Source organism: Brucella pseudogrignonensis (assembly GCF_031454375.1).
GTDB classification, from domain to species: domain Bacteria; phylum Pseudomonadota; class Alphaproteobacteria; order Rhizobiales; family Rhizobiaceae; genus Brucella; species Brucella pseudogrignonensis_A.
In genome coordinates this window covers 148,891-164,347 of sequence record NZ_JAVDQT010000005.1, presented here as the reverse complement: position 1 = coordinate 164,347, position 15,457 = coordinate 148,891, and the positions used below count along the sequence as shown (strand labels likewise).

Sequence of the window (15,457 nt, the reverse complement as noted above, 5' to 3'; positions counted from 1 at the left end):
GGAAAAAGTTTGTGTCTGGGAGAAGACTGGATAGGTTAATACTCCCAATAGAGTAGAACTCAGAATTGCAACTTTAAATTTAAGAAAGAGTTCATTGCTATTTCTAAATAACATGCCGTCGCCCCTCATGCATGAATACATATAAATATATTCTATCCGGCTGCGTTAGTTAGTAAATGAAAAATTACACATATTTATAAAAAGAACATCGGATGAACTTAGAAAAAGTGCTCAATTTGAATGTTGTTAAAAGTTGTAATCGTTAATTTATATTTCCAGTCATTAGATGTTCACGCAATAACTCATCATTGTTTTATTGTATTGTTGAATCAATAAATTCGGTTCGTTAATCAGGCATTCAGGAAAGATTTTTTAAGCTAAGGAAATTTAACAATGCACGTATGCACCGAGCATTTTTCTAAGAATAATCAACAACATAATGATTGAAACTTGTTTCACTAAGCATCTACCATAGAATGAACATTTGTCGTCGTGCCAATGATAACAGCCAGCCACCAAACCCTAGCGCAGATACCTTTCAGGCTGGATTATAATCGTATCTGGCGAAGCGATTAACACATGTCGCAGCCTCGAGCAGCGTAATAACTTTGCTCACGGCATCCATAACGCTTCAATTGTGAACCTAATCCCGCAAAAGGTCAGATGACCTGGTTCATCGGATTTAGAAAATGGAAAGCTAAGACTGTTTTGTATTTTAACGTATCGGGTTCCGGCTCCTTTACAGTTCCACGCATAGTGTCCCCCATCATGACATGTCTGAGATACATGGATGCTGTTTTTTCTGATTATGAACTTCGGGAGAAACACATATGCCTCATTCCTTCGATCCCAATAGACGTTTTCTATTAAGTGCGGCTGCACTCACCGCCGTTTCACTGCAATTGGGTGCTGTATCAGCTGCTCATGCCACGGCTGCCTCGGGCAGTGTAAAATTACCAGGGTCATCACCACTTCCATTGCAGCATATCAGGGCTGGCGTTCTTGAAATCAGCTATGCGGATTTAGGCCCCATCGATGGTCCGGCGGTTCTGCTTCTTCATGGCTGGCCCTATGATATCTATAGCTACGCCGATGTGGCAGAGGTACTGAAAGAGCAAGGTTATAGGGTTCTTATCCCTTATCTCCGAGGCTATGGGTCGACACGTTTCCTGTCGCAGAAGACACCCAGGAACGGACAGCAAAGCGCTTTTGCCGTTGATATGATTGCCTTTCTGGATGCTCTGAAAATAGAAAAGGCCATTCTGGGTGGCTTTGACTGGGGTGCCCGGACGGTCAACATCATGGCGGCACTTTGGCCGGATCGCTGTAAAGCGATGGTTTCAGTAAGTGGCTATCTTATTGGCAGCCAGGCTGCCAACAGCAGTCCTCTGCCGCCCAAAGCGGAGCTGGCATGGTGGTATCAGTTTTACTTTGCTACTGAACGGGGCCAGCGGGGTTATGCGCAAAATACGCGTGATTTTAACAAGCTCATCTGGCAACTCGCCTCACCGCAATGGGTATTCGATAATACGACCTTTGATCGAACAGCAAAGGCTTTTGACAATCCCGATCATGTAGCGATTACGATTGATAATTATCGCTGGCGGCTGGGGCTTACGCGTGGCGAAAAGAAATTCGACACTTACGAGGCAAAACTTGCGACCACACCAAAGATTAGTATTCCGACTATTACGATGGAAGGAGCTGCCAATGGCGCACCGCATCCAAATCCTGCATCCTATGCCAAGATGTTTACAGGAAAATACGAACACCGAAATGTAGAGGGTGGTGTCGGACACAATCTTCCGCAGGAAGCACCACTGGCCTTTGCGCAGGCTGTTATCGACGTGGCCAGGTTCTAACTCGATTATCAGTGATATAAATCCCGGCTGCAATTGCAACAGGGATTTTTTTGTCTCAACGAGACCGGGTTCATGCGCTTCAATCTTTTAGAAAAGGCGACTGCGCGCCGCCTTAGGGTATTTATTTGGAAGCGTTTGCAGCATCCTCAATGAGTTTCAATACGATTTCGGGATGGGACACCATCACCACGTGGGAACCTCCCTCAACGACAATGGTTTACGGGATTTGGCTCGATCCGCCATCCATGCCTGAGCTGCAGGCGGAATGTTTTTGTCGTTGTCACCATAAACAAACCACGATGGAATTGATTTCCATGCAGGCTGCCCGGCTGGTTCTGAAAGGGCGGAATCTTTGATCGGGCGCTGTCCCGCAGCCATTAAATTCGCCTGCTCCACCGGCACGTCAGCCGCAAACTGATCGTGGAATTTTTCCTGATCAATATAAAGGTCCTTCCTGCCGTCTGTTAATTCGACAGGCGGGGCCAACGTTGGGGCCAGAGTGCTGCCCGGAAATTTGCCGCTCAACGCCGCCGCACTTTCACCAGCCTCTGGTGCAAAAGCTGCAACATAGACCAATCCTCTGACGTTACTATGACCATTGGCGGCGCCGGGAATGACGCTGCCACCGTAAGAATGCCCGACCAGAACAATAGGCCCTTTGATTCCGCCAACGATGGATGAAATATAATCAGCATCATTGCTGACGCCGCGCAGAGGATTTGCCGCACCGATAACCCTGTAGCCGTCTTTTTGGAGGCCTTTGATAACGCCATCCCAACTGTTGGATTCCGCAAATGCCCCGTGCACAAGCACAATTGTTGGTTTTTGCTCTGCATAAGCGAAACCAGTGAGTGATGACATAAGAGCGCCTATCATAAGGATTTTATTTAGCAATTTAATTACTCCTTCGCTGAATGGACAGTCGAAAAATGGAGTGCTGCTGTATCTCACATATGTCGGTAATCAGCGTTTATGTATCACAAACCATACATTTCGCAGCAGATGTAATATGGAAAAAAGCAATCCCGGAGCAACGGAACAGACCATTTCTCCGGGGTTTTTACTTGCGACGCTAAGTGGATTGATCGACCGATACTCAGCCGAAGGTAAAAGCGTAAGCGGCAACGCCGGGGCTCAAAAAGCGTATTTCAAACTCATGCTCTTCAATGTCGTTCGATTGCCGGACGAGCTGGTATAGTTTGGTGGTGGTTACTGTTCCGTTGCCTGTGAATCTGTATCCGAGCCATGATCAGCACCCGGCGCTTTGCCGTCTATAGAGACCTGAAATCTAATCGGCTCTGAGGTCGCAGATGGTCCCATCACCAGATGCAGATCGCGTGCGCGGAACCGGAAGGCGACCATCCCGTTCGGGCTGGTGAGAACTGCCTGTTCGGCTCCGACGTTCCATGTGCCCGAAAGACCCCATTGATTGAGAGCAAGTTTTCTGAAGGAATAAGAGTTTGGCTTGTCTTCAACAATGGGAATTGAGGATGCGAAACCCGATGTTCTTTCGTAGCCGAGATACGTCTCTGGCGAACGGATATGTTGCAGATCGGGGCTCGCTTCTGCTCCCTTTGCATCAGGATTAACGGTTGTATCCAATGACGTACGGCTTCCAGCTTCATGAAGCAGGTCCTGAATAGCCTGCTCAGTCTTGCGATAGTTTCCCTCGCCAAAGTGGTGGTAGCGGATTTGACCATTGCCATCGATGAGGTAATGTGCCGGCCAATAATTATTGCTGTAAGCGCGCCAGATTTTGTAGTCGTTATCTACCGTAACCGGATAGTTAATCTTGAAGCTGCTGATTGCCTTTTTGATGTTGTCGATTTTCTTCTCAAATGCAAATTCAGGGGTATGAACACCGATGACAACAAGCCCCTGCTCCTTATATTTTTCCGCCCATGCACGAACATATGGAATGGTTCGAATGCAGTTGATGCATGAATAAGTCCAGAAATCGATCAGAATGACCTTGCCGCGTAACTGTTCCATAGTAAGAGGTGCAGAATTGAGCCATTCAACCGCGCCATCCAAAGGCGGGGCAGTTCCTTCATCAGGCAGATTGCTATGATAAGGACGTGTGCCATCATGAGTGGTGCTGGATACCTGCGTGTCGTCAATAGGAGCGGTAGTTTTTTGGGGGCCGTTGAAGCGATCAAGCACTGATTGTTCCAGTGATGCAGTGCTGGCATAGGAAACCCGTGCGAGAAGTCCTGTGTCGAGACCAAGTCCGATCGCTGCGACACCACACAGAACACCAATGCCAATCGCTTTACGAATGCCCTCACTGATACCGAGGTGCTGTTTCATTGAGGTGAAGATTTTCCCACTGACGCTGAGGGCAAGACCAAGCGATGTCGCAGCCCCCACTGCGAAAGCCAGCAGTAACAAAGCTGTCTGAAAGCTGGCACCGTTCAACGCGGCTCCTGTGAGGATGATACCTAGAACTGGTCCTGCGCATGGTGCCCACAACAGTCCGGTAGCGATCCCGAGCAAGAAGGAGCTGCCAGCCGTGGAACTTGCTTTGCCAGATGATGCACTGTTTGTCAGACGGTTGCCAAATCTGACAATGAATTGTGAGCCAAACTGTGCGAAGCGCGGGGATATCAGCCCAATTCCGAACAGAGCAAGCAGAAGCAGGGCCGCATATCGACCATAGCTATTGGCATTGATCACCCAGCTTCCGCCGACAGTTGCAAGGCTGGCCACAAGGGCAAATGTTAAAGCCATGCCGAGAAGCATCGGCAGTGAACTGCGCAGAAAGGGCTGTCCAGCGCGTACGAAAACAAATGGCAGAACAGGCAGGATGCAGGGACTGAAGATGGTCAGGACCCCACCCAGATAGGCAATTATAAGAAGCGTCATCATCGTTTCCTTTGAAACCGTATGTCGGGATCTGGACGGCGATGAAGCTCGACCAGCACACGGCACTTATGATGCGGCAGGGTATCCGGCATATTTCCATGATACGTCGCAAACGTATCTCAGTGTATCTGCTGCTGGCAGTTCTTTAGTTTTGTCATCTGACAGAGAAAACGGCTTTGATACAGTTTGATACAATACAACCGACTTCTGAAACATATTGGACACGAGAGCATTATAAAAATCACTTTAATGCATGGCGATTAGCAATGAGGTGACGCTGGTCATCAGACGTGTCCTCATTCAAAAATCATGCGTGATGATATTCTGATCATGTTCGCGATTGTTGATCCAGACCTGACTGATTTTTTATGATGCGTCTGGTGAAAAGCTTTGTATGCAGCAGGATTTCGCGCGAAATGTAATTGTCTGAACCAATGAGATTGAAAGAGTCGTTATGGAGCATGTCGATCATATATTGGTTGTCGATGATGACCGGGAGATCCGTGAGCTTGTATCGAGCTATCTGAAGAAAAATGGTTTCAGGGCAACGGTCTCGGCCGATGGCCGTCAGATGCGAAACTTTCTTGAGGCTAACTCAGTCGATTTGATTGTTCTTGACATTATGATGCCCGGAGATGACGGCCTCGTTCTTTGCCGGGAATTGCGCGCTGGCAAAAACCGGGCAGTGCCAGTTATCCTGCTGACCGCACGCGATGACGAGATGGATCGGATTATCGGACTGGAAATGGGTGCGGACGATTATATTCCAAAGCCTTTTGCTGCGCGGGAGCTTCTGGCCCGTATCAAGTCAGTTTTGCGCAGAACGCGTATGCTGCCTCCCAATCTTCAGATCAGCGATGCCGGAACATTACTTAAGTTCGGCAACTGGCGGCTGAATACCGTGGGGCGGCACCTGCTGGATCAGGAAGGAACAGAAGTAGCGTTAAGCGGTGCAGAATATCGTTTACTGCGGGTATTTATCGATCATCCGCAGCGGGTTCTCAACCGAGACCAGCTACTCAATCTGACGCAGGGCCGCGATGCCGAACTGTTTGACCGGTCCATTGATCTTCTGGTCAGCCGTTTGCGGCAGAGATTGGGGGACGATGCGCGCGAGCCGATTTATATCAAGACTGTCCGCGCTGAAGGTTATGTATTCTCTGTGCCCATTGAGATATCGGAACCCCGTATATGACGGCAGAAGCTTCCAAGCCGCGTTTTGGTGTCTGGCCCCGGACTTTGCGTGCGCGGCTTTTTTTTATTTTGTTTGCAGGACTTCTTATTGCTTATGGACTGTCCTTCAGCATTCTGGCAGCTGAACGGTATATGTCGGCAAAGGCAGTTATGCTTGGAACGCTGGAAAGTGATCTCGCCACATCGATTGCCATTATTGACCGCCTGCCAGCACAGGAACGACCAGACTGGCTGGACCGGCTTAGTCGCGGCAATTACCGGCTTGTTCTTGGTGCAGGTGACCCCGGTGTCGAGGATATGAGCGGGCGCGGCGCTGAAATTGCTGAACGGATAGAGGACGCGGCAGGGCATAAATATCCGCTGCGCGTTGAAGCTATTCCGGGTGAAGGGCGCAGATTGCAGGCACATTTGACTTTGTCGGATGGCCAGGCGCTGACAATCGATGTCACGCCACGCGGTGTCATGCCAATCGCTGCATGGCTTCCTTATGTCTTCATATTTCAAATGATGTTGCTGATTATCTGTGTCTGGTTTGCGGTACGGCTGGCAGTGCGGCCTCTGAGTGATTTTGCAGCTGCTGCCGATGCGCTGGACCCTAATAAAAAGACAGATGCTCTTGCGGAGAGTGGCCCGGCAGAAGTCGTCAGGGCTACGCGCGCCTTTAATGCCATGCGTGAGAGAATTGCTCACTATCTGGAGGAGCGGGTGCAGATTCTGGCCGCGATTTCTCATGATCTGCAAACGCCAATCACGCGTATGCGTCTGCGTGCTGATATGGCGGATGAAACTGAGGATAAGCGCAAACTTGTCAATGATTTGCGCGAAATAGAGCAACTTGTTCAGGACGGTATTGCTTATGCGCGCAGCACGCATGGTCGCGGGGAAAAACCCTCGCGTATTGATTTGTCGTCATTCATTGACAGTGTCGCATTTGATTATCAGGACACTGGCAAGAACGTTGCTGTTAGTGGCGCTGTAATCGGTACCGCACTCACAAAGCCACACGCCTTGCGCAGAATTCTGACCAACTTCATTGACAATGCACTGAAATTTGCCGGCGCAGCGGAGATCAGTGCTGAGCGGATGCCAGACGGTGATCTGGTTATTACGGTTCTGGATCGTGGCAGGGGCATTCCGGACGATAAGCTGGCCGCTGCTATGCAGCCCTTTTATCGCCTTGAACACTCTCGCAACAGAGAGACAGGCGGCGCAGGACTAGGGCTGGCAATAGCACAGCAACTGGCAGGCGCAATTGGCGGAACGGTCAGGCTTTACAATCGTACTGGTGGTGGTTTGGCTGCTGAAGTCAGATTACCAAAAGAGCAATGATTGCATCGACAGGTCCAGGTTACGCTTTGATACAATAAAGGTATTTTCTGAAATATGCAGGCCACTGCACTCTTCTAGTTTCCTCTCGTTAACGGCTTCTGAGAATGTTTCTCGCAAAGCTGCAAAAAGTGAGGAAAGATTATGTCTGCAATTGAAAAAGTTCTCTACACGGGAAAAACGCATGTAACCGGTGGTCGTGATGGCGCTGCCCGCAGTCATGATGGTGCACTTGATGTGCGACTATCACCTCCGGGCACTGGTAAGCCAGGAACCAATCCTGAACAATTGTTTGCCGCCGGATGGTCTGCCTGTTTCATTGGTGCGATGACACTTGCCGCGGCTAAGCACCAGCTTCGTCTTCCGGCTAACGTTGCAGTCGATGCGGAAGTCGATCTTATCACGAGTGAAGGCGGCTATTTTCTGCAAGCCCGATTGCAGGTGAACTTGCCCGGAATTGAGCCCGCGCTTGCGCGTGCAATTGTCGACGAAGCGCATCAGAATTGTCCCTATTCAAAGGCGACGCGTGGCAATATTTCAGTAGAGCTGACGCTTGCTGATGCATAGTTGCGAAGAGGAGTGTTTCCGATGAAATATGCGATTATCGGACTGATTGCCTTTTCAACGCTTGCAGCAGCCTGTCCCTATGATCTGACATCTGACGAACCTTCAGCGCTGGCGGGTCTTTTCAGCTTGCTGACAGGTGCAGGCTGATCTCAGAACGAAATACCTGAAAGATATCGGCGCCGACATACATAATCAGCGCCGTTTTCTTTCATTTATCAGGATGATGCATAGCTTCTGGCAAGTTCGATAAATGCACGAAGCTTGGCCGGTACATGCCTGCGTCCGGGATAGTAGAGACACAATCCATCATAAGGTGGAGTCCATTCATCAAGGACCTGAATAAGTTTACCCGTTCTCAGGTGTGGTTCGACCGCGAATTCAGAGAGATATGCCGGTCCTGCACCTGCAAGAGCAGCTTCGAGCATCAGGCCGCTTTCATCAAGAACCAATTGACCGGGAACATCGACGCGCAGTTCCTCGCCCTGATTTTCGAACTCCCACTGGTAATAGCGACCACTGACCATTCTGGCGCGAATGCAATCGTGCTTCATCAGATCAAGCGGATGCAGAGGTATGCCGTGACCTTCAAAATAATCGGGAGAAGCAACAACAACCGAGCGTATTTTTGGAATGATCGGAATAGCAATCATATCAGGTGATACAGCCTCTCTGAGGCGGATACCAGCATCAAAGCCCTCACCAATAACATCGATCAGACCACCTTCAGTGATTAGCTCGACCTCCATTCGCGGATAAAGCCGCAAATATTCAAGTATGAGCGGTCTCATCAGCATACGGGCGGCACCGATTGCCATATTGAGCCGCAGAACGCCTGTCGGCTCAGGGCCCTCTTCGCTGATATTGTCGAGGGCAATATCAATGGCATTGAGAGCCGGTATCAACTCGGCGACCAGTCGCTCACCGGCCGTTGTGAGGGCGACGCTGCGCGAAGACCGGTTGAAAAGCCGGACACTGAGGCGCTCCTCTAAGCCTGCAACCGCATGGCTTAATGCGGATGATGAAACCCCAAGTTCTCGCGCGGCAGCACGAAATCCCTTGTTGCGCGCCACAGCAGTGACAGCCTGCAATTCGGCAAGTGTAGCATTGGTCATCGATCTATTTTCCTCATCAGTCCGCAAACTTTCGCACTCATTTACTTATCAATAGCAGAGATTTACCTCTTGAACAGCAATCAGCAAGGGAGAATGAAATGCGAACGATTGATCAGATTTATATCGACGGTGCCTTCGTCACGCCTGAGGGTAACGAATGGCTGAATCTTACCAATCCATCGACTGAAGAGAGTATTGGCAGCGTGCGGCTTGGCAATCAGAATGATGCCAAAGCCGCCATTGCGGCCGCGAAACGCGCTTTTCCTGCGATGGCAGCAACCAGCAAAGCTGAACGCATCGACATGCTGAAAAGCATCGGTGATGCGGTGCTCAAAAGCCCGCAACAGCTCGTCGATGCGATGAGAGAAGAATATGGTGCGCCGGATTATTTCACCCGTTTCTCGGCGCAGAACGCCGCTGCCACATTTAACGTTATGGCGGAAGCCGTTGCAGATTACGCATTTGATCGTGTTGCAGGGCGCAGCAGCGTGACAATGCTGCCGCGTGGTGTCGTGGCGGCCATTACACCGTGGAACAGCAACTTTGGCTTTATCGCGAGCAAACTTGCGCATGCAATAGGCTCCGGCTCGACAGTGGTTATCAAGCCAGCTGAACAGAGCGCGATTCAAACGCAGGTTTTTGTGGAACGCCTTCATTACGCTGGCTTGCCAGCTGGGGTTTTCAACATCGTCAACGGTACCGGGCCGGTTGTTGGTGCAGCCCTGACACGTCATCCGGATGTAGCGACTATCAGCTTCACGGGCTCTACATCCGCTGCAAACCATATTCAGATGGCGGCGATCCCCGGCATGAAAAGGGTGATACTGGAACTGGGTGGCAAGGGTGCAACGATTGTGTTGCCCGATGCTGATCTGGATAAGGCACTGCCGATTGCGCTGATGTCCGGCTTTGCCAACAGTGATCAGGCCTGTGTTGCTGGCACACGTATTCTTGTGCCACGCGCGCGTCTTTCAGAGGTCGAAGCACGCCTCAAGCAGGAAGTTTCCAAATTCAAAATTGGCGATCCGCGTGATGCGGCCGTCCGAATTGGACCAATGGCCAATCTCGCACAATGGGACCGCGTGCAGTCGTATATTCGTCTTGGTCTTGAAGAAGGTGCGACGGTACTGGCCGGCGGACTTGATCGCCCTGAAGGGCTTTCAAAAGGCTGGTTTGTCCGTCCAACAATCTTCACCAATGTCCGTAATGATATGCGCATTGCCAGAGAAGAGATTTTTGGGCCGGTTCTGAGCCTCATTACTTACGAAGATGAAGATGATGCAGCCGCAATCGCTAATGACAGCGAATATGGTTTGCAAGCATATGTTCTGGGAAGCGATCCTACACATGCACAGCACTTTGCTGAGCGGCTTTTTGCCGGACGTGTCGTGATCAATGGAGCGCCGCATGATCCGCGAGCACCTTTTGGCGGCTTCAGACAATCAGGTCTTGGTCGCGAGATCGGAGCCTATGGTCTCGACGCACTTCTTGAGCCACGCGCGATATTAACTCCTGCTGGCTGATGATAGCCTATTGTTAAAAGCTCCTGCGTTGTTGATGCTTCTCAAACCGGCTCTGGGCAGTAAATCCTCTACAACTGGAATCCCGTTACATCGTAATCATGATCATTTGTTTGTTCATAAATCTGGTCATTGCCGCGAAGCGATTAACGCAGTGGCAGGCAATTGCTTATCCACTGCCCATCAGATCTGATATCGTCAGTTTTAAAAATAGCATCATTACAACTCAACACTGATGTGCTGGTTAAACGGAAAGCGCTCAAACTTTATTTGGACCAAGCGTCACGAATGCCTTTTACTGCCGGAACCATTATCGATACTGCCCTCAACGCCCAGCCGCCCACGAAGTTGGTCGATGTTACGCTGGAATACTGCCGGATCGTCTATTGCCCGCGAAAGAACAATCGCTCCCTGAATCGCCAGGACAGCATCCTCTGAAAGTGCACGCGCCTGTTCGCTATCGTGACCTCGCCGAACAAGTGCTGACTGCAGCGCGTCGACCCAGGCCACGAAATAGCCTCGGATGGCTTGCGCGAAGAGATCTCTGGTGTTGGAGACAGCTAAGGCTCCGACGAGACAGACACGCCTGCCCGACTTGAAATATTTTGCTGTTTCATCCAGCATTGCGGTGATGGCGGCATTGGGATTTGTCCCATCTCGCAGAGGTACATAGATGGAATGCTCAAACCATTGCTCAATTTCGCTGAGTACCGCCCGCACCATTTCCTCTTTTCCATTTGGGAAGAAGTGGTACAGACTGCCTTTACCCAAGCCGGTGGCCTTGCCAATCAAGGCAAGGCTAGCACCTTCGTATCCATGTTCGCGGAATACTTCGGCCAGTGCAGCAATAGCGTCGGACCTCTCAGCGACCATGCGCGCCATGATCAGAGGCCCAGATCACTTAAGCTGGGATGGTCATCCGGACGGCGGCCCAGTGGCCAATGGTAAAGTCGATCACTCTCAGCTATTGGCATTTCGTTAATGCATGCGTGGCGGTGCGCCATAAGGCCGTCCTCTGCGAATTCCCAGTTCTCATTCCCGTACGCGCGGAACCATTGCCCACTGTCGTCGCGATATTCGTAGGCGTAACGTACAGCAATGCGGTTTCCGGTAAAAGCCCAGAGCTCTTTGATGAGACGATATTCATGCTCCTTATTCCACTTGCGCGTCAGAAAGGCCTCAGCTTCTTCGCGGTTGGTTGCGAATTCAACGCGGTTTCGCCAGCGGGTATCGAGCGTGTAAGCGAGGGCGACTTTGGCGGCGTCGCGTGTGTTCCAGCCATCTTCTGCAAGACGGACCTTTTCGATTGCTGTTTCACGGTTAAAAGGCGGGAGAGGAGGACGAGACATGGGGATTTTCCTATATAAATTATCTTTTGTACCAAATAGTAAAGACTTTACTGATTGGTACAGTAACAGATTGTTTTAAGCAGTCAATTGCTCTTTTTGTTGAGTTTTAATTTTCATGAGCTTTAATGGTGAGGAACGACAGGAAGGTCGCCAAAACCCTTCCTGTGTCGCAATTGGCCTGAATTGGCCACGGTATGATAACTTGTAAAAGAAATGCATCGCCCCTCCGAAGGGAAGCGTGCGCCTGCTGATTATTAGGACACGCGAGCGCGCGGGTCGTCGATATGTAGTTTTTCAACGTCATATCGCACGCCCTGGCGGTCAAGTATTCGGACGTTTTTTACAACGTGGGCGAGTGCTTTAAGAAAGGTCTCAGAGTTCTCGTGCTCTTCGTAGGCGCGCTCGTTCTCATAACCTTCAATCAGGTGAAAGGTATTGGGGTCGAGCAGGTCCTGTGCGAACGCATAAAATCGACAGCCTTTAATCTTTTCTGCTGCTGTCATCTCCGGGATGACGGCATCGATGAAAGTCTGACGGTCATCAGGATGAACGCGATAGTACGCACTAACGACGACGCTGGTCGGTAAAGTTTTATCATGGTCTGCCATAGTTTTCCTGCTTTTGATTATGTTGCTGTTTGAACCCAAAGGTTCGCTCAAAGATATGATGAGAGATTATCAAGTGCGCGATGCGATCAAAACCGTGCCGGATTTGCCGGGCTTTTCGACGAGCGCTGCCGCTTTGGCTACATCTGCCAGATCGAAGGTCTTTTCGACCTGAAACAGTTCTGGCTTGCTGGCAGCGAGTTCGAGCGCCAGTTTAAGGTCAGCCTTGCGAATTTCTGTGGGAATGTTTGCCCACCGTCCGACTGTTAGGCCGGAGATCCGGATGTCACGCGTCGAAAAGTAAAGCGCCGGGACTGAGATTGGTTGTCCGGAAAGGTCGCCGTAAGATACCAGACTGCCACCCTGAGCCAGAAGCCCTGCCGCCGCACTCGCAATTCCTCCCCCTACCGGGTCGAGGACGACACCAATCGGATGCCCGTCCGCTGCAGAAATGACTTTGTCCTGCCAGCCCGGTTCTTCCGTGGAAACCACAGGCAGGTCCGGGAAAACGACATTGAGTTCGTTTACACCGGCTTCTCGCCTGACGATGCCAACGACGTCGAAGCCGCGATCAAGAAGCAGAGCTATTACCAGTCTTGCGACAGCGGATCCGGCGGCGGTCAGAACGATGACATCGTGACCTGGTTTCGCGCCGGATGCCTCGACAGCTCGCAATAGAAGCGCTGTTGTGAGGGGATTGACGTGAAGCTGCGCAGCGGCGTCATCCGACACATTATCCGGGATTTCGGTGACATATTCGACTGGCACGATGACCTTCTCGCTCCACGCACCTTTGCCGGGGAAAAAAGCAACGCGGGTGCCGGGCTTCAGATCAACACCATCGCCGGCCTTCTCGACGAGGCCGTATCCTTCGAAGCCGACGCGCACGCCCTCTTTGGAAACAACGGCTGCGGGTTGGTAGCGACCCGATACGCCGAGAAGGTCGCCGTGGTGAACCGGACGAAGAAGGACACGGACCAGCACCTCGTTGAGTGCCGGAGGCTTCGGAGATTCAACTTCAATAGTCTGAAGAACCTCCTCTGGCTTCCCATGTTTGAAATAGACTGTAGCACGCATTGATGGTTCTCCTTGAGCAAGGGAGCGGCTGTAGGCCGCTCCAGTAAGAGGCTTAGACCTGGGCCTGACCGCCATCCGCAAAGAGTTCAGTGCCGTTAACGAAACTTGCGTCATCAGAAGCGAGGAACAACGTCGCCTTAGCAATCTCTTCAGCTTCACCAACCCGGCCCAACGGGATGCGCGAAGCGAGATAATCAAGCAGACCCTGCTGCTGTTCCTTGTCGTCACCAGCTAGCTCGACCAGACCGGGGGTGCGCGTCGCACCGGGAGAGACGACATTAACACGGATGCCAGTGCCTTTGAGGTCAAGTGCCCAGGAACGCGCCAGATTGCGGACCGCTGCCTTGGAAGCGGAATAGACAGAGAAAGCAGCCGTTCCCTCACTGCCCGCCGTTGAGCCGGTCAATACAACCGATGCTCCTTTAACGAGTAATGGAAGTGCTTTTTGTACAGTGAAGATGACGGCCTTCACGTTGCGACCAAAGGTGTCATCGATCTGCTCTTCGGTAATCTGACCGAGGGGAAGCATGGTGCCGCCACCGGCATTGACGACCAGGGCATCGAGGCGTCCATGTTCTGCTTGTACCCGAGCGAACAGCTTTTCCAGTTCGTCATTATTGGAGGAGTCGGCTTGAACACCGATGGCGCCGTGACCAATTTCGTCCACTGCTTTGTCGAGGGCATCTCTGCGCCTGCCGGTGATATAGACGCGTGCGCCTTCTGCAGCAAAAAGTCTGGCGGTCGCAAGGCCAATACCGCTGGTAGCTCCAGTGATAACGGCGATTTTGTTTTCGAGCCTGTTGGTCATGATATTCTCCTGATTGCGGGCGCACGAAAGGGTTCAGCCCGAATGTGCGGCCTGTTAAAATTCTGAAGCTGTTCGGGGAGTGGCTTTGGCTGTTGAGCGTTAAGCCGTCCGATGTGGAGAATTTAGTTTATCAGTTCAGGAGTGAGAAGGCGCTCGGCGTGGAGACATTATCCATGTGGATGGATAGTCTCCGCCACCACATGGCGTCGCGCATCGACTGCTTCGAATATCTTTTCTGCCCATTGTGTGAAGGCGCGAAGCCGCGGATTGGGGAACCGATCAGCTGGGTATACAAGGTGCAGGGTGTGATTATCCGGCTTCCAGTCGGGCAGCAGTTCGATCAACCTACCCTTTTCGATATGTGGTCTGGCGAGAAAGCCAAAGCTCTGTCCGATCCCTAGGCCTGCGAGCAGGGCATTGAGATGTGCGGTGCTTTCGTTGACGGAAATGCCGCTGGATGTCGACAGATATTCGCTTCGCTCTTCGCCGCGTTGGAAGCGCAATGGAAATCTCTTTCCTGACGATGCGGAAAAGTAGCTGACGATCCGATGCTTGGCCATATCATCAGGCCGTTCCGGCAAATGCAGACCATCCAAATAGACAGGTGAGGCACAAAGCACGTAATCTAACTCACAGAGCTTTCGCGCCTTCATTGACGAGTCACTCAGGGCCCCGCCACGGATGACGCAGTCGATCCCCTCACTGACGAGGTCCGCAGGTCGATCGCTAACGCCGAGCATGAGGTCGACATCAGGATAATGATGCTGAAAGTCTGAGAGTGCGGGTATAAGGATCTGGTTTGCCAGTACAGAGCCTATGTCGACGCGCAGTTTTCCTTTTGGTGCGCTGCGCGAGCCAGCGATAGTGCCGTCCATATCATCAAGATCGGCGAGAAGCCGAAGCGCACGCTCATGATAAGCGATGCCCTCTATTGTCATGGTGACTGAGCGGGTCGTGCGTTCAACAAGCTTTGTGCCAAGGTGCGCCTCAAGGTCCTGCACGAGCTTGCTCACCGAGGATCGCGGCAGGTTCAGCGTGTCGGCTGCCTTAGCAAAAGAGCCTGCCTCCGCGACGCGGACAAAGGTTCGAATGGCGAGAATCTGATCCACGGGTAGCCTGCCTGATATTGTTAGTTGAGATTTAGCTTATATCTGACGTCACAAATGAACCAC

The 15,457-nt window shown here is 51.4% G+C and carries 13 protein-coding genes and 2 pseudogenes; 6 read left to right on the top strand and 9 right to left on the bottom strand.

The annotated features are described in order from the left end of the window. Positions 1–830 precede the first annotated feature (830 nt). Positions 831–1,862, top strand: coding sequence for an alpha/beta fold hydrolase (locus J2782_RS15475; protein ID WP_310014145.1), 1,032 nt, complete (start codon positions 831–833; stop codon positions 1,860–1,862). Positions 1,863–1,983: 121 nt separating this feature from the next. Here the strand turns inward: J2782_RS15475 and J2782_RS15470 are convergent. Next, positions 1,984–2,738, bottom strand: a pseudogene (locus tag J2782_RS15470) (alpha/beta fold hydrolase). A 220-nt stretch (positions 2,739–2,958) separates the two neighbouring features. Beyond that, positions 2,959–4,727: pseudogene (locus J2782_RS15465) on the bottom strand (cytochrome c biogenesis protein DipZ). A 454-nt stretch (positions 4,728–5,181) separates the two neighbouring features. On the opposite strand from J2782_RS15465, the gene J2782_RS15460 reads away from it, so the two are divergent. The 4 genes from J2782_RS15460 to J2782_RS15445 all read left to right on the top strand — a co-directional run bounded on the left by J2782_RS15460 (position 5,182) and on the right by J2782_RS15445 (position 7,961). Next, a complete protein-coding gene (locus J2782_RS15460; RefSeq protein WP_310014144.1) occupies positions 5,182–5,922 on the top strand; it encodes a response regulator in 741 nt (246 codons plus the stop codon). After that, positions 5,919–7,250, top strand: coding sequence for a sensor histidine kinase (locus tag J2782_RS15455; RefSeq protein ID WP_310014143.1), 1,332 nt, complete (start codon positions 5,919–5,921; stop codon positions 7,248–7,250). The genes J2782_RS15460 and J2782_RS15455 overlap by 4 nt, the downstream gene beginning before the upstream one ends. A gap of 141 nt (positions 7,251–7,391) precedes the next feature. After that, the gene (locus J2782_RS15450; protein WP_310014141.1) at positions 7,392–7,814 is read left to right on the top strand and encodes an organic hydroperoxide resistance protein; all 423 of its coding nucleotides are present in this window, start codon (positions 7,392–7,394) and stop codon (positions 7,812–7,814) included. Between the two features lie 21 nt (positions 7,815–7,835). Continuing rightward, positions 7,836–7,961 (top strand): hypothetical protein, encoded by a 126-nt coding sequence (locus tag J2782_RS15445; RefSeq protein ID WP_310014140.1) that lies wholly within the window; start codon positions 7,836–7,838, stop codon positions 7,959–7,961. 68 nt (positions 7,962–8,029) lie between these two features. Here J2782_RS15445 and J2782_RS15440 read toward each other — a convergent pair whose 3' ends face one another. After that, on the bottom strand, positions 8,030–8,926 hold the full coding sequence (locus J2782_RS15440) for a LysR family transcriptional regulator (RefSeq protein WP_310014138.1): 897 nt from the start codon (positions 8,924–8,926) through the stop codon (positions 8,030–8,032). Positions 8,927–9,024: 98 nt separating this feature from the next. Here J2782_RS15440 and J2782_RS15435 point away from each other — a divergent pair, with 98 nt between their 5' ends. Beyond that, complete coding sequence (locus tag J2782_RS15435) at positions 9,025–10,449, top strand: aldehyde dehydrogenase family protein (protein WP_310014136.1); 1,425 nt, start codon at positions 9,025–9,027, stop codon at positions 10,447–10,449. Between the two features lie 279 nt (positions 10,450–10,728). Here J2782_RS15435 and J2782_RS15430 read toward each other — a convergent pair whose 3' ends face one another. From J2782_RS15430 to J2782_RS15405, 6 genes are all read right to left on the bottom strand, one after another. Further along, positions 10,729–11,328, bottom strand: coding sequence for a TetR/AcrR family transcriptional regulator (locus J2782_RS15430; RefSeq protein ID WP_310014135.1), 600 nt, complete (start codon positions 11,326–11,328; stop codon positions 10,729–10,731). A gap of 2 nt (positions 11,329–11,330) precedes the next feature. Then, positions 11,331–11,795, bottom strand: coding sequence for a nuclear transport factor 2 family protein (locus J2782_RS15425; RefSeq protein ID WP_310014133.1), 465 nt, complete (start codon positions 11,793–11,795; stop codon positions 11,331–11,333). A 254-nt stretch (positions 11,796–12,049) separates the two neighbouring features. Continuing rightward, positions 12,050–12,403 (bottom strand): putative quinol monooxygenase, encoded by a 354-nt coding sequence (locus J2782_RS15420; protein ID WP_310014131.1) that lies wholly within the window; start codon positions 12,401–12,403, stop codon positions 12,050–12,052. Between the two features lie 69 nt (positions 12,404–12,472). Beyond that, complete coding sequence (locus J2782_RS15415) at positions 12,473–13,477, bottom strand: alcohol dehydrogenase catalytic domain-containing protein (RefSeq protein WP_310014130.1); 1,005 nt, start codon at positions 13,475–13,477, stop codon at positions 12,473–12,475. Positions 13,478–13,529: 52 nt separating this feature from the next. Beyond that, positions 13,530–14,285 (bottom strand): SDR family NAD(P)-dependent oxidoreductase, encoded by a 756-nt coding sequence (locus tag J2782_RS15410; RefSeq protein WP_310014128.1) that lies wholly within the window; start codon positions 14,283–14,285, stop codon positions 13,530–13,532. 167 nt (positions 14,286–14,452) lie between these two features. Then, on the bottom strand, positions 14,453–15,394 hold the full coding sequence (locus J2782_RS15405) for a LysR family transcriptional regulator (protein WP_310014126.1): 942 nt from the start codon (positions 15,392–15,394) through the stop codon (positions 14,453–14,455). Positions 15,395–15,457: the final 63 nt, after the last annotated feature.

Bases quoted from the DNA above. Each gene is read 5' to 3' on its own strand.
- J2782_RS15460 (WP_310014144.1), top strand. From the start codon at position 5,182: ATGGAGCATGTCGATCATATATTGGTTGTCGATGATGACCGGGAGATC.
- J2782_RS15420 (WP_310014131.1), bottom strand. From the start codon at position 12,403: ATGGCAGACCATGATAAAACTTTACCGACCAGCGTCGTCGTTAGTGCG.
- J2782_RS15425 (WP_310014133.1), bottom strand. From the start codon at position 11,795: ATGTCTCGTCCTCCTCTCCCGCCTTTTAACCGTGAAACAGCAATCGAA.
- J2782_RS15435 (WP_310014136.1), top strand. From the start codon at position 9,025: ATGCGAACGATTGATCAGATTTATATCGACGGTGCCTTCGTCACGCCT.
- J2782_RS15445 (WP_310014140.1), top strand. From the start codon at position 7,836: ATGAAATATGCGATTATCGGACTGATTGCCTTTTCAACGCTTGCAGCA.
- J2782_RS15455 (WP_310014143.1), top strand. From the start codon at position 5,919: ATGACGGCAGAAGCTTCCAAGCCGCGTTTTGGTGTCTGGCCCCGGACT.
- J2782_RS15415 (WP_310014130.1), bottom strand. From the start codon at position 13,477: ATGCGTGCTACAGTCTATTTCAAACATGGGAAGCCAGAGGAGGTTCTT.
- J2782_RS15450 (WP_310014141.1), top strand. From the start codon at position 7,392: ATGTCTGCAATTGAAAAAGTTCTCTACACGGGAAAAACGCATGTAACC.
- J2782_RS15410 (WP_310014128.1), bottom strand. From the start codon at position 14,285: ATGACCAACAGGCTCGAAAACAAAATCGCCGTTATCACTGGAGCTACC.
- J2782_RS15430 (WP_310014135.1), bottom strand. From the start codon at position 11,328: ATGGCGCGCATGGTCGCTGAGAGGTCCGACGCTATTGCTGCACTGGCC.
- J2782_RS15440 (WP_310014138.1), bottom strand. From the start codon at position 8,926: ATGACCAATGCTACACTTGCCGAATTGCAGGCTGTCACTGCTGTGGCG.
- J2782_RS15475 (WP_310014145.1), top strand. From the start codon at position 831: ATGCCTCATTCCTTCGATCCCAATAGACGTTTTCTATTAAGTGCGGCT.